The organism is Sorangium sp. So ce145, assembly GCF_051525985.1.
Classification (GTDB): Bacteria; Myxococcota_A; Polyangia; order Polyangiales; family Polyangiaceae; genus Sorangium; species Sorangium cellulosum_B.
This window is the reverse complement of record NZ_CP150315.1, coordinates 990,874-1,011,912: the sequence shown is the minus strand read 5'-3', so window position 1 is coordinate 1,011,912 and position 21,039 is coordinate 990,874. Positions and strand designations below refer to the sequence as shown.

Annotated in this window: 14 protein-coding genes; 7 read left to right on the top strand and 7 right to left on the bottom strand. The window is 72.5% G+C overall.

Annotated elements, in window-relative coordinates:
* Positions 1-6: 6 nt before the first annotated feature.
* Positions 7-855, bottom strand: a complete 849-nt coding sequence (locus tag WMF34_RS03740) for an alpha/beta fold hydrolase (protein ID WP_012233329.1) — start codon at positions 853-855, stop codon at positions 7-9.
* A 304-nt stretch (positions 856-1,159) separates the two neighbouring features.
* On the opposite strand from WMF34_RS03740, the gene bioA reads away from it, so the two are divergent.
* Together bioA and WMF34_RS03730 are read left to right on the top strand one after the other, a co-directional pair.
* Positions 1,160-2,443 (top strand): adenosylmethionine--8-amino-7-oxononanoate transaminase, encoded by a 1,284-nt coding sequence (bioA, locus tag WMF34_RS03735; protein WP_012233328.1) that lies wholly within the window; start codon positions 1,160-1,162, stop codon positions 2,441-2,443.
* Positions 2,444-2,524: 81 nt separating this feature from the next.
* Complete coding sequence (locus WMF34_RS03730; protein ID WP_012233327.1) at positions 2,525-2,980, top strand: GFA family protein; 456 nt, start codon at positions 2,525-2,527, stop codon at positions 2,978-2,980.
* 79 nt (positions 2,981-3,059) lie between these two features.
* Here the strand turns inward: WMF34_RS03730 and WMF34_RS03725 are convergent, their stop codons facing one another.
* Genes WMF34_RS03725 through WMF34_RS03715 form a run of 3 tightly spaced genes read right to left on the bottom strand, consistent with a single transcriptional unit; the run spans position 3,060 to position 5,844 of the window.
* A complete protein-coding gene (locus WMF34_RS03725) occupies positions 3,060-3,485 on the bottom strand; it encodes an STAS/SEC14 domain-containing protein (protein ID WP_044967764.1) in 426 nt (141 codons plus the stop codon).
* A gap of 10 nt (positions 3,486-3,495) precedes the next feature.
* On the bottom strand, positions 3,496-4,332 hold the full coding sequence (locus tag WMF34_RS03720) for an acyl-CoA desaturase (RefSeq protein ID WP_012233325.1): 837 nt from the start codon (positions 4,330-4,332) through the stop codon (positions 3,496-3,498).
* A gap of 18 nt (positions 4,333-4,350) precedes the next feature.
* Positions 4,351-5,844 carry a B12-binding domain-containing radical SAM protein gene (locus WMF34_RS03715; protein ID WP_012233324.1) on the bottom strand — a complete coding sequence of 498 codons (1,494 nt, stop codon included), beginning with the start codon at positions 5,842-5,844 and terminating at the stop codon, positions 4,351-4,353.
* A 534-nt stretch (positions 5,845-6,378) separates the two neighbouring features.
* Between WMF34_RS03715 and WMF34_RS03710 the strand changes: the two genes are divergently transcribed.
* On the top strand, positions 6,379-9,816 hold the full coding sequence (locus WMF34_RS03710; protein ID WP_437992429.1) for a DNRLRE domain-containing protein: 3,438 nt from the start codon (positions 6,379-6,381) through the stop codon (positions 9,814-9,816).
* A gap of 183 nt (positions 9,817-9,999) precedes the next feature.
* On the opposite strand, the gene WMF34_RS03705 is transcribed toward WMF34_RS03710, so the two are convergent.
* Positions 10,000-10,467: a hypothetical protein gene (locus WMF34_RS03705; protein WP_231864671.1), complete on the bottom strand. Its 468-nt coding sequence runs from the start codon at positions 10,465-10,467 to the stop codon at positions 10,000-10,002.
* Between the two features lie 73 nt (positions 10,468-10,540).
* Here WMF34_RS03705 and WMF34_RS03700 point away from each other — a divergent pair, with 73 nt between their 5' ends.
* Together WMF34_RS03700 and WMF34_RS03695 are read left to right on the top strand one after the other, a co-directional pair.
* Complete coding sequence (locus WMF34_RS03700) at positions 10,541-14,512, top strand: protein kinase domain-containing protein (protein WP_437992428.1); 3,972 nt, start codon at positions 10,541-10,543, stop codon at positions 14,510-14,512.
* Between the two features lie 38 nt (positions 14,513-14,550).
* Positions 14,551-16,020, top strand: a complete 1,470-nt coding sequence (locus tag WMF34_RS03695; RefSeq protein WP_437992427.1) for a sigma 54-interacting transcriptional regulator — start codon at positions 14,551-14,553, stop codon at positions 16,018-16,020.
* Positions 16,021-16,042: 22 nt separating this feature from the next.
* Here WMF34_RS03695 and WMF34_RS03690 read toward each other — a convergent pair whose 3' ends face one another.
* Positions 16,043-16,342 (bottom strand): hypothetical protein, encoded by a 300-nt coding sequence (locus WMF34_RS03690; RefSeq protein WP_231864670.1) that lies wholly within the window; start codon positions 16,340-16,342, stop codon positions 16,043-16,045.
* Positions 16,343-16,933: 591 nt separating this feature from the next.
* Here WMF34_RS03690 and WMF34_RS03685 point away from each other — a divergent pair.
* Both WMF34_RS03685 and WMF34_RS03680 read left to right on the top strand, forming a co-directional pair.
* Positions 16,934-17,500, top strand: coding sequence for a hypothetical protein (locus WMF34_RS03685; RefSeq protein WP_012233319.1), 567 nt, complete (start codon positions 16,934-16,936; stop codon positions 17,498-17,500).
* Positions 17,501-17,616: 116 nt separating this feature from the next.
* On the top strand, positions 17,617-18,273 hold the full coding sequence (locus tag WMF34_RS03680; protein ID WP_012233318.1) for a hypothetical protein: 657 nt from the start codon (positions 17,617-17,619) through the stop codon (positions 18,271-18,273).
* A 172-nt stretch (positions 18,274-18,445) separates the two neighbouring features.
* Here the strand turns inward: WMF34_RS03680 and WMF34_RS03675 are convergent, their stop codons facing one another.
* Positions 18,446-21,031 carry a bifunctional serine/threonine-protein kinase/formylglycine-generating enzyme family protein gene (locus WMF34_RS03675; RefSeq protein ID WP_012233317.1) on the bottom strand — a complete coding sequence of 862 codons (2,586 nt, stop codon included), beginning with the start codon at positions 21,029-21,031 and terminating at the stop codon, positions 18,446-18,448.
* Positions 21,032-21,039: the final 8 nt, after the last annotated feature.

Genomic DNA, 21,039 nt, shown 5'->3' with positions numbered 1-21,039 from the left:
CCCCGGTCAGAGCGACAGCAGCGCGTCCGCGACCTCCTTCGGCTTCGTCATGAAGGGGGCGTGGCCCGCGTCGATCGAGATGACCCGCTCGCAGGGCAAGGCCGTGTACTGCTGCTTCTGCTCTGCAGGGCTGATGGCGAGATCCTTGAGCGCCTCGATGTAGACCCGGGGGACCCTCCCCCACCGCTCCTCCGTGACATGGATCGGCTCGTCGAACGGCTTCGCGGGCTCCTCGCGCAGGTGGCTCTCGAGCCGCGCGACGTCGTCCGGAGAGCAATCCTGGCAGAAGGCGTTCGCGGCCCACCCCTCCTTGAAGGTCAGCGTCGTGCCGTCCTCCGAAGCGGCCGCGTACGCCTTGATCGCGGCCCCTTCGTCGTCGGCCCACTCCTGGCTCAGCGACTGGCCATCTTTGAGCAGGAACGCGGTCAGGTAGACGAGCGTCTTCACCTTGTCGGGCCGCTGCTCGGCGGCCTGGCTCACCACGGTGCCGCCCATGCTGTGGCCGACGAGGATCACGGGGCGCGAGGCGCTGTCGATGGCCTCCGCCACGGCGTCGGTATAGGCCTCCAGGCCGGCGTCCGCGAGGGGCGTCTGGTCATCGCCGTGAGCGGGGAGATCGAGGGCGATCACCTCGTTGCCGCCGGCCTCGAGGAGCGGCACCACCTTGTCCCATGCCCATGCGCCCACGAAGGCGCCGTGGACGAGGACATACGTGTTCTTGTCCGGGCCCTGGGCCCCGCCGCCCGTGCCCCCGTCCGTGTCGCTGCCGCCGCAGCCGGGCAGCGCGGACGACATGAGCGCAGCGGCCGAGATCATGGTGCCAGACCGCAGGACCTTGCGAAGCAGACCGTTCATGGATGTCTCCTCATCGTCGCGAGGCTCTCCTCGAGCGCGACGTCATCGGTATTTCGACGTGCGATGGATGCGCGCGCCCCTGCGCCCGGACGTGTCCCCGGCGCCGCGACGGCTATCCCGCTACCTGCACAGTCTCGGAGGGGGCCCGAACGTTACAGCCTGTTCAAGGAATCGTCCGGAGGGGGCCGGGGCCGCGTCCCGCCGGCGGGACGGCGCCGGGCGCGGAGGCCGCCGGCGCGCCCGGCGGACCTGGTGGCGATGGGCGTTCTGGGCTAGACGCGTCGCCATGCCATCGGAGAGCGCCATGCCTGGCGGAGACGATCTCGTCGCGCGCGACCGCCGCTGCGTGATGCACCCTTACGCCGCGCCCATCTCGAGCGCGCCGCTCTTCGCGGTCGAGCGCGCGGAGGGCGTTCGCCTCACCCTGACCGACGGCCGCGAGCTCATCGACGGCATGTCGTCGTGGTGGGCCGCCATCCACGGCTACGCGCACCCGGCGCTGACGGCGGCGATCAGCGCCCAGCTCGGGCGGATGAGCCACGTGATGTTCGGGGGGCTCACCCACGCGCCCGCGGTCGAGCTGTGCGAGGCGCTGGTGGCGCTCACGCCCGAGCCGCTGACGCGCGTCTTCCTCGCCGACTCCGGATCCGTGTCGGTCGAGGTGGCCATCAAGCTCGCTCTCCAGTTCTTCATTGCGCGGGGGCAGCCCGAGAAGCGCCGCCTGATCAGCGCGCTCGCCGGCTACCACGGCGACACGTTCGGCGCGATGGCGGCCACCGATCCCGTCAATGGCATGCACCACCTCTTCCGCGGCGCGCTCGCGCAGCACCTGTTCGCGGAAGCGCCCGGGCCGGCGTTCGACGCGCCCTGGTCGCCGGACGCCCTGAGCAGCATGGCCGCGCTGCTCGAGCGGCACGCGCACGAGGTCGCCGCCGTGATCCTCGAGCCGATCGCGCAGAACGCCGGCGGGATGCGCTTTTACCACCCGCAGTACCTGCGCGAGCTGCGCGCGCTCTGCGACCGCCACGGCGTGCTGCTCATCTTCGACGAGATCGCGACCAACTTCGGCCGCACCGGGGAGCTGTTCGCGTGCCACCACGCGGGCGTCGCGCCGGACATCATGTGCCTCGGCAAAGCCCTTACCGGCGGCACGATGACCCTGGCCGCCGCGCTCTGCACGGAGCAAGTGGCCGCGACGATCGCCGGCAACGAGCCGCGCGTGTTCATGCACGGCCCGACCTACATGGGCAATCCGCTCGCCTGCAGCGCCGCGCTGGCCAGCGTCCGGCTCCTGCTCGCCTCGCCGTGGCGCGCGCGCGTCTCGGCCATCGAGGCGCAGCTCCGCCGCGAGCTCGCCCCGTGCCGCGCGATCGACGCGGTGGCCGACGTGCGCGTGCTCGGCGCCATCGGCGTGGTCGAGCTCAAGCAGCCCGTCGACACGGCGCGCGTGCAACCGGCGTTCGTGGAGCGCGGCGTCTGGTTACGGCCTTTCGGGAAGCTGGTCTATACCATGCCGCCTTACGTCATCGAGCCAGGCGAACTATCGCGTATCAGCGAGGCGATCGTGGGCGTGGTGTCGGGGCTCTGAGTCGCGGGACGGGTCGGCTCCAAGGCGCCCTGGTACACGATCACGGATTCCCTGCCGCAGTTCGAGGAATGGTGGCCCGAGATGCAGGCGCCGGTCGTCTCGCGCCCCGTGGCCCCGCCGAAAGAGGGCGTCACCCAGGGGAGCTGCCTGTGCGGCAGCGTGGCCTTCGAGTTCGACGGCACGCCCCTCCGCATGGTGAGCTGCCACTGCAAGCGCTGTCGCCTCGGGCGCAGCGCCGCGCACGCGACCAACGTCTTCGTCGCCCTGGACAGCTTCCGCTGGATCCACGGTGACGCGCAGATCGCGAGCTACAAGGTGCCCGACGCGCGGTTCTTCACCGTCGCGTTCTGCAAGCGCTGCGGCGGCGCGGCCCCGCGCCAGTCACCCGAGCGCGGCTTCGCCGTGGTGCCCGCGGGTACGCTCGACACCGATCCCGGCATCCGCCCCGCGGCCCACATCTTCGTCGACTCCAAGGCGAGCTGGTTCCCGATCACCGACGACCTGCCGCGGTTCGCCGAGTACCCACCCCAGGCCTGACGCCGCGATCAGACGATCTGCCACGGCACGGTCACCGTACGGGCTGTCCTGGAACGCCCCCGTGCACACGCGCGGTCGCTCAGGTACCCGGGCGCCGCCCGGCCCGGAGCGCGTCTCGCCGAGTGAGCAGCCACGCGTGCGCCTCGCCCTCCGTGTCGAAGAACTGCTGAGGGTAGGGCTGTCCTGTGAGCATATGCACGCCCTTCGCGAGGAGCGCCATGATCACGCGCATGGAAAAGCTCGCTCCGATGATCGCGACCGCATCGACGCGCGCTCCCCGCATTTCTTCCGTCACCGCCTTGCGCGCCTGCGCCGAGACAGGTCCCATGTGACGCGCGTCGGCGAGCACCAGGACGTCACGGCCGCTCTCCGACACGCGCTGGATCGCGCCGAGGACAGCGCGCGCTCGGTCTTCCGTGACCTCGCCATGGACCTCCACCCGCAGGATGCCGTCGGGCTCGTCACGAACATCGGGGCTCGCGTCCTTGGGGCCGAGATCGCTCATGCCAACCATACTAGCGCCTCGGCCGCGCGGCGGGGTGCGTACTCTCACCGCCCGCCGGGCTCGACTGGATGTCCGAGGCGAGCCCGACCGCCGCGAGCGCGCGGATGAACAGGAAGGCGAGGTCGTGCTGCCCCGGCGCCATCGCTTGCCGGGCGGCGCGCGGGAAGGCGTGGTGGTTGTTGTGCCACCCCTCGCCGAAGGTCAGGACCGCCACCCAGCCCACGTTGCGGCTCCCGTCGCGGGTATCGAACGCGCGGCTGCCGAAGCGGGCCGCGTGGCAGACGGAGTTCACCAGGTAGGTCGCGTGCATCCAGCACACGAACGGCAGGAAGAACACGAAGGGCACCGCGGCCCAGCCGAGGGCGAGACCCGCGAGCAGCACCGCCGCGACCTGCGGGGCGAAGCGCCAGCGGAGCAGCCACCGGTAGTAGGGATCGCCGACCAGATCGCGGCAGTATTTCTCCGGATCGCGGGGGTCGGTCGAGCCATCATCGAGGATCCACCCGACATGGGCGTACCAGAAGCCGCGGCGCGGCGAGTGGACGTCGCCTTCGCGATCGGTGTGCGCGTGGTGGCGCCGGTGGGTCGCCACCCACTCGATGGGGCTGCCCTGGCCGCTGATCATCGCCACCGACACGAGCGCGTATTCGACCCATTTCGGGCAGCGGAAGGCGCGGTGCGAGAGCAGCCGGTGCAGGCCGACCACGGTGGAGAGCTGGAGCGCCGCGTAGAGCGCGGCGGCGAGGGCGATGAAGCTCGCCCGGATCGGCAGGAACAGCCCGAGGACGGCGGCGGCGTGCACCAGGACGAAGTAGGCGATCGCGATGAAGCGTATGCGGCCCTTCATGGTGGATCTCCCATGGCCTCACGCGGCCGCGCTGGAGCGGCCCGCCCGGCGGGGCCGGATCCGCGCGAGGCCGCGCGGATCGGCTCTGCAGGACGACGCCTCAATGCGCTGCGGCTCGAGGCCGAGCTCCCGCATCTTCTCCGCGTCCCAGGCCTCGATCGGATCGCGCCCGGCGATGTAGCTGCGTGATCGATTGGCGAGCGGCGCGCGCAGGCTCATCACCTCGGGCGCCGACATGACGACGCACGCCTTGTAACGGGGCAGATCGCTCGTCATCAGCCGATTCCACACGTGGCGGCCCACGTTGTGGAGGCTCCCCAGCGCGCGGCTCAGGCGTTGGAAATGGTCGATCACCTCGGAGGGGTGCAGCCGGGGCGGGCGGTGGCAGAGGGTGTATCCATCGAGATCCCGGCTGATCACCCCGGGAAGGAGCCGGCCCTCGGCCGCCACCTGCGCGAAGAAGGGCGTCTCCGGGTACGGGCAGACGATGCCCAGGAAGGTCGGGCAGTGATCGCCGAGGTCGTGGAGGTACTCGGGCACCCGCTCGAGGTAGTCGTTGGTGTCCCCGTCCGCGCCCACGAGGAGCCCGAAGGAGAGGACAATCCCGCTCGCGAAGGCCCGCTGGATGACCTCCCGGACCTCGCTCAGCTTGTTCTGGCCCTTGTTCATCGAGCTGATCGACTCGGGGTTCAGCGACTCCAGCCCTGTGTAGACGTAGCGGCACCCCGCCCGCCCCATGAGGCGGACCAGCTCCGGGTCGCGCAGCACGTTGAACGTGAGCGCGCAGCCCCAGATCTTCTTGAGGGGCATCAGCGCCTCACAGAGCTCGCGCAGGTAGCGGGGCGAGCCCCCCAGGTTGTTGTCGAGGAAGCTGAACGCATTGTTGGTCACCCCCGGGATGCGCTGATTGAAGATCATCCGATCGCGGATGTCCCGGATCACGTGATCGATGGGGCGATAGCGATACTGTTCGTGCCCGGTCAAAACGCAGAAGTTGCAGGAGAAGGGGCACCCGCGCGACGCCTCGATGCCCGGCAGTCGGACGAGGTTGTTCCGGTAATCGACAAGGTCATAGCGGTAGGTGGGGATCTGCTCCGGGGGCACCGGCGGGAGCGCGTAGACGGGCTGGAGCTCGCCCCGCTGGAAGTCGGCGATCAGGGCCGGGAGGTTGGCCTCCGGGTCCTCCGCGACCACGGCGTCGAAGTACTGCAGCGCGTCCGCGCGGAAATGGCTCGCGTGCCTCCCGCCGGCCACCGTGGTCATGCCTTGCCGCCGGAACAGCGTGGAGAGGACCTTGGTGTGCTCGTAATAAGCGTGCAGGTACGAGAAGAACACCAGGTCCCAGTGACGGTCGAGCGGAATGTCCGTTTCCTTCTCGTTGTAGAGCTCGATCTCGGCGTCGGGCGGGCACAGGGCCGCGAGCAGCTCGGGCACGGACGATTGCATGATCGAGCGCTCCTTGCGGAGCAGTCGGCTCGGGTGCGTATAAGTCGAGATGATCGCGATGCGCATCGAGGACACTCCTGGTTCAGTTCAGGACGTATCACACCCTCGAGGCAAGCAGGACGGAGACAGACGATGGGGCGAGCTGGAGCACAACGAACGCGCCATGGGGTGGGCAGGGGTCAGCTCAGCGAGCACTCCACGCGACACGAGGACACACGCGCCACCTCGGCCGGGTCACGCCACCCCCGTCGGGTCACGCCAACCTCGACGAACGCGACGGCGAACCGCAGGAGGACGTGTCGTCTCTGTTGCGATTCTCCGACAAACTTATCCTCGAATCGAAACACCTCCTCGCGCAGCATCCCGGGCTCCCGGGGTCGGCCGGACTGGCCAGTTGCGATTTCATGGAGACGTGACATTCACAATGCGCGTTCCAGCGTAGCGTGAAAGTGGCCGCCGCTGTCTGCTTCGGCCATTCCTTGCAATCGCCTTCGAAGGCCAACAGGTGTCATCGTGCTAAAGTTACCCTTGTTCCCGCGCGCCCTCTCGCGCGCGGGGTATTCTCTCCTTCGGCGTGACCGCGTTCGATGGACGGCGGCCATGGCGCTCGCGACCGCCTGGGGCTGCGGCGGCTCGCCGGAGCCCGGTGAGCTCGGGACCGCCGAGCTCGCCGCCACCCTCCCGAGCGGGCGCGTGGTCATCAGCCAGGTGTACGGCGGCGGGGGCAACGCTGGGGCCGTCTACACGCACGACTTCGTCGAGCTGTTCAATCGGTCGAACGAGCCGGTGTCGCTCGCGGGGTGGTCCATCCAGTACGCGAGCGCCAGCGGCACGGGCGCCCTCGGGGCCACGACGACGCAGCTCACGGAGCTGCCCGCGATCACCCTGCAGCCCGGCCAGTACTTCCTCGTGCAGGAGGCCGGGGGCTCGGGCAGCGGCGCGCCGCTCCCTGCCGCCGACCTCGTCGATGCGACCCCCATCAACATGAGCGGCTCGGCCGGCAAGGTCGCCCTCGTCCGGCAGGCCACGGGCCTCGGCTGCAACGGCGGCACCGCGCCCTGCTCGGCGGCCCAGGAGGCGCTGATCGAGGATCTGGTCGGCTTCGGCGGGGCGAGCTACTTCGAGGGCGCCGCGCCGGCGCCGGCGACCGCCAACGCGACGGCGTCGCTCCGGCAGGGCGCTGGCTGCCAGGACACGGGCAGCAACGTCGACGACCTCTCGACCGGGACGCCTACCCCCCGCAACACCTCGACCGCCGCGCTCGAATGCGGCGGCGACACCCCGCCGGCGGTGACCTCGACGGTGCCCGGCAACGGCGCGACGGGCGCCGACCCGACCGCGAGCCTGAGCGTGACGTTCAGCGAGGCGGTGGCCGTCGCGGATGCCTTCGAGCTCTCCTGCGGAGGCAGCGCGCGCCCGTTCGTGGCCAGCGGCGGCCCCCTCGCCTTCACGCTCACGCCGGCCGAGCCGCTCCCCCCGAGCGCCGCGTGCCTCCTCGTCGTCCGGGCGAGCGGCGTGCAGGAGCAGGACCCGGGGAGCAACGGGACGATCGACCCCTTGCCCGCCGACGTGTCGGTCTCGTTCACCACGGCGCAGGCGGCGCAGGCGCTCGCGATCCACGACATCCAGGGGCGCGCGCACCTCTCGCCGCGCTCGGGCGCGGTCGTGAAGACGACGGGCCTCGTGGCGACCCTGCGCAGCAACGGCTTCACCGTGGAGTCGCCTGCGCCGGACGGCGATCCGGCCACCTCCGAGGGGCTGCTCGTCTTCACCGGCGCCGCGCCGTCGGTGAGGGTCGGCGACCTCGTCGAGCTCACCGGCGAGGTCACGGAGTACCGCGCCGGCTGCGCGGACCCGTGCACGCCCTCCCGCGGCAGCGCGTACAACAACCTGACGGTCACCGAGCTCGCCCGCCCGCAGATCACCGTCCTCTCGAGCGGCCACGCGCTGCCGGCCCCGGTCTCGATCGGCTTCGCCCCCGGCGCGCGCCGCCCCCCGGCGCAGATCATCGAGGACGACGCCAGCGGCAGCGTCGAGGCCGCGAACGGCTTCGACCCCGAGTCCGACGGCATCGATTTCTGGGAGAGCCTCGAGGGCATGCGGGTGAGCATCAACGCCCCGGCCGTCGTGGGCCCCACCCGCGAGTTCCCGAGCTCCGGGACCGCGGAGATCGCGCTGGTCCCGGGCGACCGCGACGCGGCCACGGGCGACGCGGCCGGCCTGCGCAGCGCGCGCGGGGCCGTCGTCGTCAGCCCCGGCGACTTCAACCCGGAGCGGATCCTGCTCCAGGTCCCCCTGCGGCCCACGACGCCGGCGCTGGACGTGGGCGCCACGTTCGCCGGGCCCATCGTGGGCACGGTCGACTACAACTTCGCCAACTACAAGCTCCTGCCGATCGACGAGGCGCTCCCCGCGGCGACCTCGACGCTCTCGCGCGAGGTCACGTCGCTCGGACCGCGGACCGCCGACGACCTCGACGTGGCCGCGTTCAATGTCGAGAACCTCGATCCGGGCGATCCGCAGGAGAAATTCGATCGCCTCGCGCGGATCCTCGTCGAGAACCTCGGCAGCCCCGATCTCGTCGCGCTCGAAGAGGTCCAGGACAACAGCGGCCCGACCAACAATGGAGTGGTGGACGCGTCGACCACGTTCGCGCGGCTCATCGCCGCGATCGCGGCCGTGCCGGGCGGGCCCAGCACCTATCAATTCCGCAGCATCGATCCGACCGACGGCACGGACGGCGGGGAGCCCGGCGGCAACATCCGCGTGGGCTTCCTGTTCCGGACCGACCGCGGGCTCGAGTTCGTCGATCGCCCGGGCGCCGGCGCCCTGACGCCGAACGAGGTGCTCGGCGGCGCGGGCGGCGTGTCGCTGCGCTACAGCCCCGGCCGCATCGACCCGGGCAATCCGGCCTTCGCCAGCAGCCGCAAGCCGCTGGCAGGCGAGTTCCGCTGGAACGGCCAGCCGCTGTTCGTGGTGGCCAACCACTGGAACTCCAAGGGCGGCGACGAGCCGCTCTACGGCCGCTTCCAGCCCCCGACCCTCTCGAGCGAGGTCCAGCGGCGGCAGCAGGCCACCGTGGTGGCCGGCTTCGTGCGGCAGATCCTCGACAGCGATCCTTCCGCCAACGTGGTGGTCCTTGGCGACCTGAACGACTTCCAGTTCTCGGCGCCGCTCGGGATCCTCAAGGACGCCGGGCTGACGACGCTCATCGAGACGCTCCCGCCCGAGGAGCGCTACACGTACGTGTTCGACGGCAATGGCCAGTCGCTCGACCACGTGCTGGTCAGCGCCAACCTGGCCGGGCCGAAGCTCGTGGGCTTCGACGTCGTCCATGTCAATGCGGAGTTCGCCGACCAAGCCAGCGACCATGACCCCGGCGTCGCGCGCTTCCGCGTCGCGCCCGCGCCGGACCTGGATGGCGACGGCGTGCCCGACGCGAGCGACAACTGCCCGGCCGAGCCCAACGCCGCTCAGGGCGACTCGGACGGCGACGGCCTCGGCAACGCCTGCGACCTCGAGTGCGTCAGCCTGCGGCGCGGCGCGTTCGGCGCCGTGCAGGACTCGTTCGTCGAGGGCCCCACGACGGGCTGGGCGTACGGCGCGTATCCCTACCTCATCACCAGCGCGAGCGCGGTCCAGCCGGCGACGGCGGTCCTCGCCTACGATCTGTCGTTCATCCCGGAGGGCTCCAGCGTGACCTCGGCGACGCTGTCGCTGTCCTATGCCTGGAAGCCCGCGGGCAGCGTCGTGACCGTGCACCGCGTGAACGGCGCCTGGGAGGAATCGACGCTCCATGGGGGCGGGTTCAGCGGAACCAACCCCGCGGTCGAGGCCTCCCTCACCACGCTGGCGCAGACCGACGCGTTCGTCACCGCCGATCTGACGTCCCTCGTGCAGGGCTGGGTCGATGGCGCGCAGCCGAACCACGGTGTCGCGCTGGTCGACGCGAACAACAGGACCGACTTCCGCGCGAGCGAGTACCCCGACGCCGCGCGCAGGCCCAAGCTCGACGTCTGCTATCACGCGGCCGAGTGATCCGCCGGATCGACAGCGCGCGCCGCGATCGACGCCCACGCGCCCACCGTCGGCGCGACGCGCGCGTCCACGGCCGGGTCCGGCGGATCGAAGCCGGGCGATCCAGCGAAGGCGGCGCGCGCGGGACATTCCCACGCTGAACTGGAGCGCTTCAGGCTGGCGCCCTCGCCTCGGGCCAGCGCGTCACTTCGCGCCGGCGCGCCGCAGCACCTCGGCGCGCTCGGCGTCGGTCGGCTCGCGCTGGCAGTCCTTCCCGGCGCTCTGCAGGACATCGAGCTGCCGGACGAGATCCTGGGGATCCACGCTCAGGCATCCTTCCTCGAACTCGGAGCACTCGGCGACCGAGAGCGCGGTCCCCGCGACATAGCGGCAATCGGGATCCCCGGGGGGGTATCTCAGGAAGGTGGAGGCGTTCGTGAGGAGACACGCCGCGTCCGACGGCGTGTTCGCCTTCTTGCAGCGGGAGGCGGCGATGCGCGCCATCCGGTCCAGCTCGGCCGCCGGATACATGGGGACCCGGGGGCGGGCCGGCTCGGCGCTCGCGGCGCCGGCGGCCCGCGGGCCCGCGGCGGGCTGCGGCGCTCCGGAGCACGCGCTCGCGAGGAGCGCGCACGCGCCGGCGAGGACGAGCAAGGACCCCCCAGTCATCATCACGCGAGACGTACCATATCGGCCTCATCACCCGCAATCGAGCCGCCCCGGACCGGAGGCTCGCTGGCCCGACGTGGATCGGGTCGCCGCCCTTGCGGCGGCGGCGAGCGAGGAGGCAAGCTCCTCCTCGATGCTCCCGGTCAGCGTGATCGACGGCCGCTTCGAGGTGAACGCGCTGGCCGGCGCCGGAGGGATGGGGACGGTCTACCGGGCCCGCGACCGGGCGAGCGGCGCGACCGTGGCGCTCAAGCTGCTGCGCGAGGCCGACGCGCACTCGGCGGCGCGCTTCGTCCACGAGGCGCACGTGCTCTCGGGCCTCGAGCACCCGCACATCGTGCGCTACGTGACCCACGGGACGACGCCGTCGGGCCAGCCGTACCTCGTGATGGAGTGGCTCGCGGGGGAGACGCTCTCGGAGCGCCTTCTGCGCGGAGCGCTACGCCTCGAGGAGGCGCTCGCCGTCGTGCGCGCCGCGGCCGGAGCGCTCGGGACGGCGCACGCGCGCGGGATCGTCCACCGCGACGTCAAGCCGAGCAACCTGTTCCTCGTGGATGGCTCGATCGAGCGCGTGAAGGTGCTCGATTTCGGGATCGCGCGCCTGCACGCGGCGGCGACGCGGCTGACGCAGACGGGCAACGTGCTCGGCACGCCCGGGTACATGGCGCCGGAGCAGGCGCGGGGGGACCACGCGCGGCTCGACGCGCGCGCCGACGTCTTCTCGCTCGGCTGCGTGCTGTTCGAGTGCCTGACCGGGCTGCCGGCGTTCCACGGGCAGCACGTGATGGCGCTGCTCGCCAAGCTGCTGATGGAGGAGCCGCCGCGCCTGCGGGAGCTGCGGCCCGAGATGCCCGCGGAGCTCGATCACCTGGTGGCGCGGATGCTGGCCAAGGAGCCGGCCGCGCGGCCGGGCGAGGGCGCCGCCGTGGCGCAGCTCCTCGACGGGCTCAGGGACGCGAGCGGCGGCGCGACCCCGGCGGATCGGAGCGTCGCGCCGATCACCGGGGACGAGAAGCGGCTGATCTCGATCGTGGCGATCCAGCCGGTCCGCGAGCGGCCGAGCCCCTTGCAGGAGACCGTGCCGCTCAGCGCGGTGTCCCTCGACGCGCTCGCGCAGGTGCGGTGCGTCGCGGCCCCGCTGGGCGCGCGGGTGGAGCAGCTCTGCGACGGGACGGTGGTGGCGACGGTGACCGGCGCGGGCAGCGCGACCGACGTGGCTTCGCTCGCGGCCCGCTGCGCGCTGCGGATCCACGCGACCCTGCCGACGGGCGCGTGGAACGTCGCGCTGGTGACGGGCCGGGCCGAGGACACGGGGCGCATACCGCTCGGCGAGGTGCTGGAGCGGGCGGCCTCGCTGTTCGAGGCGCCCTCGCGGCCCGGCCGCGCGGACGGGCGCGAGGAGCGCCACGAGGGCGTCCAGATCGACGCGATCACGATGGCGTTGCTCGACATGCGCTTCGACGTGCTGGAGCAAGGGGGAGCGCTCTGGCTGCTGGCGGAGCGCGAGGTCGGCGAGGCGGCGCGCAAGCTGCTCGGCAGGCCGAGCCCCTACGTGGGCCGCGACCGCGAGCTGCGCGGCCTCCTCCAGACCGTCGAGGGGAGCTTCGAGGATCGGCAGGCCGCGGTGGCGCTGGTGACGGCGGCGGCGGGGATGGGCAAGTCGCGCCTGCGCCACGAGCTCCTGGAGCTGCTGAAGCGGCGCTACCCCGCGCTGGACCTCGGCGTGAGCCGCGGCGACTCCATCGGCGCGGGCTCGGCGTTCGCGATGCTGGCCGGGGCGCTGCGCAACGCGCTCGGGATCGCGGCGGGCGAGGCCGCCCCGGCGGGCCGCGAGAAGCTCGAGCGAGCCGCGTGCCGCCTCCTCGCCGAGGCCGATCGCTCACGGGTGGCGGCGTTCCTCGGAGAGCTGATCGGCGCGCCGTTCCCGGACGATGACCGGCCGCTCCTGCGAGCGGCGCGTCAGAGCCCGGCGCTCATGGCGGAGCGCGTCGAGCAGGCGTACATCGATCACGCCCGCGCGGTGACGGACGCGCAGCCCATGCTGGTGGTGCTGGAGGATCTGCACTGGGGGGACGCGCCTTCGGTGCGGATCTTCGATCGGGCGCTGCGCGAGCTCTGCGATCGGCCGTTCGTGGTCATCGCCTTCGCGCGGCCCGAGGTCCACGACCTCTTCCCCCGGCTCTGGATGGAGCGGGGGCGCTCGGAGATCCAGCTGCGCCCGCTGCCCGCCCGGGCCGCCGAGCACCTCGTCCGGAGCGCGCTCGGCGAGGCGATCGAGGCGCAGACCGTCGCCGCCATCGTGGCGCAGGCCGACGGGAACGCGTTCTACCTCGAGGAGCTGATCCGGGCGGTCGCCGAGGGGCGGGCCGGCGCGTTGCCGGAGACCGTGCTCGGGATGGTGGAGGCGCGGCTCGCGACGCTGGGATCGGAGGAGCGGCGGCTGCTCCGGGCCGCGAGCGTCTTCGGCGAGGTGTGCTGGACCGAGGGCGTGCGTGCGCTCTCGGGCGCCCCGACGCCCGGCGCGCGGGAGGAGGAGGCCTGGGCCGAGCTCTTCGAGCGCGAGATCCTCGAGCGCCGCCCGACGCCGTGCTTCGCGGGCCAGGAGACGATCGCGTTCCGTCACGCGCTCGTGCGGGAGGGCGCCTATGCGATGCTCACCGATCGCGACAGGCGCCTCGGGCACAGGCTCGCGGGGGAATGGCTCCTCCAGGCGGGCGAGCAGGATCCGATGGTGCTGGCCGAGCATTTCGAGCGCGGCGGGGAGACGGCGCGGGCGGCGGAGTTCTACCTGCAGGCGGCCGTTAAGGCGCGGCTCGCGGCCGATGTGCCGGCGGTGCTCGCGCGCGCCCGGCGGGGTATCGCCTGCGAGCCCGCGGGGGAGGTGCTGGCCGAGCTCCATATCCTGCTGTCGGAGCTGCGGTTCCACCTCGACGACCTGGCGCAGTCCTGCGCGCACGCGCTCGCCGCGCTGGAGAGCTTGTCGCCAGGCAGCGAGCTCCACGGGAGGGCCCTGGCGATCGCGCTCCTCGGCGCGGTCTACGCGGGTGACCGGCAGGCCGCCCGCGACCTGCTCCAGCGCGCGCCCCCCGCGGATCTCCCCGTCGATCCCCGGCGGGTGCTGGTCACCTGGACCCCCATCACCTTCCACGCCGTGCTCTGGGAGGGGATGCCCGACCTGGCCCGGCGCTACCTGCACAGGATCGAGCAGGACGCCGCGCCGATCGCGGGGGATGATCACATCGCCTGGGCCGCGATCGACATGGTCCGGGCGTGGTGGTGCGCCCACGCCGAGCGAGATGCATGGGGAGCGCTCCAGCGGTGCCGCACCGCGAAGGAGCACATCGAGGCCCTCGGCGATCGCTTCCACGTCATGATGGTGTGGCTGTATGCGGCCCAGAACGAGCTGAGGCTCGGCGCTTTCGAGCTCGCCGAGCAGGCCTTCGACGCGCTGCTCGCGGTGGAGCACGCGCCGGCCTACGTCGCGCTGACGGCGCTCTCGTTCCGGATCATGGGGCTGCTGGAGCAGCGGCGGGTCACGGAAGCGCAGGAGCAGGCCGGCACGATGCTCCGCAGAGCCTCGGCCTCCATCGGGTCCTCTTACACGACGCAGGCGCGCCTGCTCCTCTCGGAATGCCGCCTCGAGCGAGGGGATCTCGCCGGGGCGGAGGAGGAGGTGCGCGCCGTCGGGGATGCCGCCAGGCTGGTGCCCTGCTTTCAGTCCGTGCGCCTCTCGCTGCTCGCCGAGATCCGGCTCCGGCAGGGGCGGGCGGCGGAGGCCGCCGCGCTGGCCCGCGAGGCGTTCGCCCTGGAGCGGTCGACCGCGTGTCTCTTCGTGCTCCGGCAGGAGGTGGTCCCCGCGCTGCTGGCCGAGGCGCTCCACGAGAGCGGCGAGGTCGAGGCGGCCCGTGAGGTCCTCCGCGAGGCGCGCGGCGAGCTACTCGCCCGCGCCGACAAGATCGCGGATCCCGCCTACCGGCGGAGTTTTCTGGAGGACATCGACGCGCACGTACGCACGCTGGCGCTCGCGCGCGCGTGGCTCGAGACGTGAGCAGACGGGGGCGGCGCGACGAGGTAGAACCAGGCGGAGTGAACAGGGAGAGAACCGTGGCCGCCGCGAAGTCCACCCGGAACGATGTACAGGGCGCCCTGGAGCTCGCGGTGTTCGCCGGGGGCCGCGTGACGCGGCACCCGCTGCCTGCCGAGGGCCGGGTGTCGCTCGGCCGGTCGCCGGAGAACGACGTCCCGATCGACGACAGCTCCGTCTCGCGCCGGCACGCGATCATCCACCTCGGCCCGCCCATCGCGATCGAGGACCTCGGGAGCGCGAACGGGACCCGCCTCCGCCGCGAGCGCAGCGCCGGGCCGACGACCAAGCTCCTGGAGCTCCAGCCCGAGCAGGGCAAGACGATGGAGCTCTCGGTCGGGGACGCGGTGAACCTCGGCTCGACGCTGATCGTGATCCTGCCGCGCGAGGGCGCCGCGAGCGCAACGCCGGGCCAGGGGCAGGGCCAGCCCATCGTGCTCGACCCGGCCATGGAGCGGCTCTACGCGCTGGCCGAGCGCGTGGCCGGCGCGCCGATCACCGTGCTCTTGCTGGGCGAGACGGGCGCCGGCAAGGAGGTGCTGGCCGAGCACATCCACCGGCGCTCGCCGCGCGCGCAGGGGCCGTTCGTGCGGCTCAACTGCGCGGCGCTCTCGGAGTCGCTCCTCGAGAGCGAGCTGTTCGGCCACGAGCGGGGCGCGTTCACGAGCGCGGTCCAGGCGAAGCCGGGCCTCCTGGAGACGGCCGAGAAGGGCACGGTGCTGCTCGACGAGGTGGGCGAGCTGCCGCCCAGCATCCAGGTGAAGCTGCTGCGCGTGCTCGAGGAGCGGAAGGTGATGCGCGTCGGGGGGCTGAGCCCGCGGCCCATCGACGTGCGCTTCGTCTCGGCGACGAACCGCGATCTGGCCGCCGAGGTGAAGCGGGGCGCTTTCCGGGAGGATCTGTTCTTCCGGCTGAACGGCATCGCGCTGACGATCCCGCCGCTCCGGGCGCGGATCGCCGAGATCGCGCCGCTCGCTCGGGCGCTCGCCGATCGGACCGCGGGCGCGCTCGGGCGCCCGGCGCCGGCGTTCGCCCCCGAGACGCTTGCCGCCCTGGAGGCGCACCGCTGGCCCGGCAACATCCGCGAGCTGCGCAACGTCATCGAGCGCGCGGTCGTGCTCTCCGGCGGGGACACGCTGCTCCCGGAGCACCTCCTGCTCGACGCCGCCGCGGCGCTGCCGCCCGCGCCCGCCGAAGCGCGCCCCGCGGCGGCGCCCGCCGAGGCGCGCTCCGCGGCGGGGCCCGCCGAGGCCGCCGCGCCCGCCGGCACCGTCCCCCCGGCCGAGGGCGCGGGCGGCCTTCGGAGCGAGCTCGACGCGTTCGAGCGGCGGCGGATCGTCGACGCGCTGGAGCAGTGCGCGGGGAACCAGACGCAGGCCGCGGCGCTCCTCGGCATGCCCCGCCGCACCTTCGTGGCCCGGCTGAGCGCCTACGGCATCCCGCGGCCGCGCAAGGGCAAGGCCACGCGCTGACGCGCGCCGGCGGCGCAGGGCCTCACTTCGCGCCGAGGAGCTTCAGCAGCTCTGCCCGCTCGGAGTCGGTCGGCTCGCGATTGCAGTCCTTGCCGGCGGTTTGCAGGGCCGCGAGCTGGTGGTCGAGATCCTTCGCGTCCACGCTCTGGCAGCCCTCCTCGAAATCGGAGCACTCGGCGACGGACAGCGCGGTCCCCGACACGTAACGGCAATCCGGGTCCTCGGGCCGGTATTTGAGGAATGGTGTGGCCTCGGTGAGGAGACACGCCGAGTCCGAGGACGCATTCGCCTTCTTGCAACGCGCGGACGCGACGCGAGCCACCCTGCGCAGCTCTTCCAAGGGATAGCGGCGGCTCCGGGGACCGGCAGGGCCCGCCGCGGCGGTGTCGCCGGCCGGGGCCGCCGGCTGAGCGACGGACGCTACCGGGGCACCGCCCCCCAGGCTCGCCGGCGTCGAGGGCGCGGGCGGCGAAGAGGAGGCGCACCCACAGGCGAGAAACGCGGCAACTGTGATGAGATGAGTTCCCCCAACCTTCATGGGCGACATATATCACACCTTACCTCTCCCCTTCAATGCAGAGCTCACCCTCCGAGCGCCGATCCCGCGCATCGAGCATCAATAAAAATTTACAGCAACAGCACCCCATCGGAAGAGGTGAGGTGAGGTCCACGCTCGGGAAGGCTGTCGAGGGTCCGCCGCGCGGCGCTCGCGCAAGCGCCGCTCGCGCAGGTCTTGCTCAAGTCGAGCGAGGGTGACCCGACGTGCCGCGCCGGAGCGCGAGGGCTCGTCGGATCCCGCACGGATCCTCGTTTCCTCGCGGTGGCACGACGCCTGCTGAAAGGCCAATCGCCGCGCGCAGCGCCGCTATCTCGGCAGGAGAGCGCGCAGGCACACCTCGAAGGGAGCTCTATCATGATGCGTGCGCTGTTCGCTTCGTTGTCCTTCTCGTTGCTCGCTGGTTGCGCCGTTACGCCCGCTGGAGAGCCGGCCGCAGAGGATCTCGCCCCGCCGGACGCGGTCGAGCAGTCGGCGGCCAGCGACGCTGTCGCCTTCTCCTCGGCGGTGACGTTTCATTCGGAGACGCCGTTCTACGTCCCGCCGCGCGTCGGCGGTGATGCCGATTTCGGCGGTCACGGGCCGCGCACCTACCTGGAAGTGGAGCTCCACGTCTTCAATGGCAACGAGGTCTGGGCGTCCGTCCATATCGACGCCATCGAGACGAAGAGCGACTGGACGCGCGCCGAGGGGACCGGCTGGTTCCACCTCTACACGGCGCCCCGCGAGATCACCGGGATCCTCGGCCCCACGTACTTCGAGCACGAGTACCTCGACACGAACCACGCCCACGACCTCTTCTCGTTCTCGACCGGCAGCCTGGTCTCGCTGCTCGACTATGTCGGCGACACGAAGGGCAACGAGGCGGGGACCAGGACCGGCGTCCAGGTCTTCTTCCAGCCCATCACCGTGGGTCTCCTGTGAACCCACGGCGCGAGCGCGCGCCCGGCGAGGTCCGCCCCTCCGGATGTCGCGCTCGCGCCGGACAAACCGGTTAACATTCCGAGGTTCCACACACGAGACGAGGAGTTCATCAAGCCATGAGCACTGGATCAAGCACGGGCGAGCTGGGTGTCACGCGGGGAGACCTCTTGCCCAAACGGACGGATGAGCCGGACAAAACGCAGATCCCCATCGACTCGAAGCTCCGCTTCATCGAGACGAGCACCGGGACCCCGCTCCTCCACCTGGCCGTGTCGGGATTGACGCCCCCCAGCGGATTCACGGCGAAGACCGAGTACTGGTCGAGGCTCGCCGCCTTCAAGTCGAGGGCGATCACCCTGGTCTCGTTCGGGTTCACGAACCACCCGGGATCGCCGGATTACCCCAAGGAGTTCCGGGACTGGCTCGTCGGGGGCAGCGTCCTCTCGACGGACCAGGAGGCGTCGGGGCAGCAGTGGACTCAGGGCATCTACCAGCCGACCTCTCCGGCCAGCGCGCTCTACTGGGCCGTCGATCCGGACGGGCCGATCGGGCGCCGGATCGGCCTCCTTGTGGAGCTCGGCAGCGCCGGCGAGCTGCGCAACGCGATCTGGTACAAGATGGATCGGCCCCAGAACGGCCTCATCTTCCAGAACACCCCGAGCAAGGTGAACTTCACGCAGGTGTTCGTGGGGGATACGCCGTCGAACGATCCGCGCCACATCGACCCTCAGAGCGCCTGGTACTACTACCATGGCGTGATGAGGCCCGCGTGAGCCGCCAGCGCGCTTGAAGCCTCGCCCGGGGGCGCCGCCCCAGGCGCGCCCGGGCAGGCCTCCAGCGCAGGGCGGCCGAGCGCTGAGCCGCTCACCCCGGCGCCGAACGCTGAGCCGCTCACCCCGGCGCCGAACGCTGAGCCGCTCACCCCGGCGCCGAACGCTGAGCCGCTCACCCCGGCGCCGGGCGCGCCAGCCGGAACCCGATCCCCCCGAAGCGATCCCCGGGCTTGCCCGCGAAGCGCCCCGCCGCCCGGCAGAGGTTCGGCGACGTCGACCACGCGCCGCCCCGCGCCGCGCGGAAATCCGCGTCGCCGTCGTCCGCCGGATCGAGCAGCACGACCCCCGCTTCGGTCCGGGGCCCCTCGCGCTTCCACGCGTTGATGCACCAGTCGCGCACGTTGCCGGCCGCGCCGCGCAGGCCATAAGGGCTCTCGTCCTGCGGGAAGTCGTCGACGGGCCGCCGGCCGGCGACGCCCTCGTGGCTGCCCAGCATGCAACCCCAGGTCGGCTCCAGGAAATCACCCCAGGGCATGCACCGGCCGTCGACGCCCCGCGCCGCCTTCTCCCATTCGAGCTCGTTCAGGAGGCGCCACGGCGCGCCCGTCACGGCGGCGTACCACGCCGCGTAACGCATCGCCGCCCGCCAGTGGACGAACGCGACGGGCATCCTCGGCTCCTCCTGGACGTCGGTCTGGATGCACCCGAGCCGGAAGCGGCCGTCGTCTGCCCGCTCGAACCGGAGCGAGTCCGGGCTCGATCCCGAGGCGGCGCGGCCGAGCGAGAGGCGCGGGCAGCACTCGAGGGCCTCGGCTTCCCGCCCGCTCGCGACGAGCGCGTTGAGGAAGGCGAGGTACTCGGCGTTGGTGACCGGGTGCCTCCGGACGATGAAGCCGTCACACCAGAGCCGCGTCCGCGGGAGGCTGTCCCCCGCGTCCGGATCGCCGCCGGCGAGGAACCAGCCGGCCGGCACGTAGAGGTCGTCCTCGCCGAGCTCGCCGAGGCGAAGGAGGCGCACCGGCTGGGCCCCTTCCCCGCCTGGCCGGACGCCGTCCCAGCGCCGCCCGCGCTCGATGAGCACGGGATACCACGCGTCATGGTACCCCGGCGCGCGCAGCGTGAGGAGGTAGCTGCCGCGCGGGAGCGCCACCTCGAGCAGGGGCGTGGGCCCGAGCTCGCGCGCGAGCTCGGGCACGAGCCTCCGGTCGCGCTCGACGTAGCGGTGGAGGGAGACCCGCGCCCCCGCGGGCACGGTCGCCAGCGTGAGCGCCCCGTCGCCGGCGAGCAGCACCGCGTGGCGCCCGCGGTCGTGCTGCCGGAGGAGCGCCTCGGCGCGCGCCGCGCCCCGCGGATCCCGCGCCTCCTCGGCCTGGGCGAGCTCCTCGGCGTAGTGATCGGCCAGCGCCTCGTGCGCCTCGCGGAGATCCGGCGCCTCGTTCAGCGCCGAGCGGAGGACCTGCATCCACTCGACCTGGCCGAGCGACGCCTCCCGCTCCAGGCGCTCCGCCTCGTCCTCGAGCCGCCACCCGCGCGCCTTCCGCTCGGCCGGATCGAACGAGCTCAGGCCGTCGAGGATCGCCCGCGCCTCGTCGCGCAGCGCCCGGGCGCGCGCCCGCGTCGCCTCGATCTCCGGCCGGATCGCGCGGGCATGGTCCACGATCGCGAGCGCGCGCTCGCGCCGCCGCGCGCCGTCGAGCCAGCTCCGGACGTCGGCGGCGAGCGCGCCCGCGTCCGGGGTGCGAGCCTCCGGGGCGAGCGCCATCGCGCGGGCGCAGATCGCCGCGAGCTCCGCGGGCACCTCGTGGGGGGCGCTCGCCTCGACCGGCCTGAGCCCGCCGGTGAGGAGCGCGCCCCAGATCGCCGCGGGCTGGCCGCCGTAAGGGTGGCGCCCGGCGAGGATCTCGTAGAGCACGACGCCGAGCGCGTAGACGTCGCTCGCCGCGCCGAGGCGATCGCCCTCGCCTCGCGCCTGCTCCGGGGCCATGTAGAGCAGCGTGCCCAGCACCTCGCCGGGCTGCGTGAGCGGGGCCGCCTCGATCACGTCCGCCGCGCCCGCGGCCCCGGGCGACCCGCGCAGCGGCGCGGAGGGCCGCGCGAGGCCCCAGTCCATCACCAGGACCTCGCCGAACTCGCCGATCATCACGTTGGCGGGCTTGAGGTCGCGGTGCATCACGCCGCGGCTGTGCGCGTACGCCACGGCCTCGCAGACGCGGAGGAACGTGTCGACCGCCCGCCGCAGCGCGGCGGGCGAGAGGCTCCCGCCGCCGGCCGCGTACGCCTCGGCGATCACCTCGCCGAGCGTGCGCCCGCGCACCTCCTTCATCGTGAACCACAGCCGCCCGTCGGCGAGCTCGCCGCACTCGTGCACGGGAACGATCCCGGGGTGCTGGAGCGCCGCGGTCAGGCGCGCCTCGGCGAGGAAGCGGGCGCGATCGGGCGTCGCGTCGCGCGTCTCGGACGACTGGATCTTCATCGCGAGCACGCGCCCCAGGATGCGATCGCGCACGCGGCGCACCTCGCCCATGCCCCCGCGCCCGATGCAGCCGAGATCCTCGTAGCGCTCCTCCGCGGACAGGCGCTCGGGGGCCGTGACGGAGATGGGCGGCAGCTCGGGGGCGGTGGCGCACGGGGTCTCGCGCAGCCTGAACGTGACGTCCGACGCCGCGCCGGCCGGCGGCGCGCTTCCAGACTCGCCCGAGGCGGGCGCGCCGCATGCGGGCTGCGTCAGCGCCATCTGCTCGCGCTCGCTGAGGCTCATGCGTCGTC

What these genes read in the sequence shown, in the direction of transcription:
- WMF34_RS03740 (WP_012233329.1), bottom strand. Translation starts at nt 855, where the DNA reads ATGAACGGTCTGCTTCGCAAGGTCCTGCGGTCTGGCACCATGATCTCG.
- bioA (WP_012233328.1), top strand. Translation starts at nt 1,160, where the DNA reads ATGCCTGGCGGAGACGATCTCGTCGCGCGCGACCGCCGCTGCGTGATG.
- WMF34_RS03730 (WP_012233327.1), top strand. Translation starts at nt 2,525, where the DNA reads ATGCAGGCGCCGGTCGTCTCGCGCCCCGTGGCCCCGCCGAAAGAGGGC.
- WMF34_RS03725 (WP_044967764.1), bottom strand. Translation starts at nt 3,485, where the DNA reads ATGAGCGATCTCGGCCCCAAGGACGCGAGCCCCGATGTTCGTGACGAG.
- WMF34_RS03720 (WP_012233325.1), bottom strand. Translation starts at nt 4,332, where the DNA reads ATGAAGGGCCGCATACGCTTCATCGCGATCGCCTACTTCGTCCTGGTG.
- WMF34_RS03715 (WP_012233324.1), bottom strand. Translation starts at nt 5,844, where the DNA reads ATGCGCATCGCGATCATCTCGACTTATACGCACCCGAGCCGACTGCTC.
- WMF34_RS03710 (WP_437992429.1), top strand. Translation starts at nt 6,379, where the DNA reads ATGGCGCTCGCGACCGCCTGGGGCTGCGGCGGCTCGCCGGAGCCCGGT.
- WMF34_RS03705 (WP_231864671.1), bottom strand. Translation starts at nt 10,467, where the DNA reads ATGATGACTGGGGGGTCCTTGCTCGTCCTCGCCGGCGCGTGCGCGCTC.
- WMF34_RS03685 (WP_012233319.1), top strand. Translation starts at nt 16,934, where the DNA reads ATGATGCGTGCGCTGTTCGCTTCGTTGTCCTTCTCGTTGCTCGCTGGT.
- WMF34_RS03680 (WP_012233318.1), top strand. Translation starts at nt 17,617, where the DNA reads ATGAGCACTGGATCAAGCACGGGCGAGCTGGGTGTCACGCGGGGAGAC.
- WMF34_RS03675 (WP_012233317.1), bottom strand. Translation starts at nt 21,031, where the DNA reads ATGAGCCTCAGCGAGCGCGAGCAGATGGCGCTGACGCAGCCCGCATGC.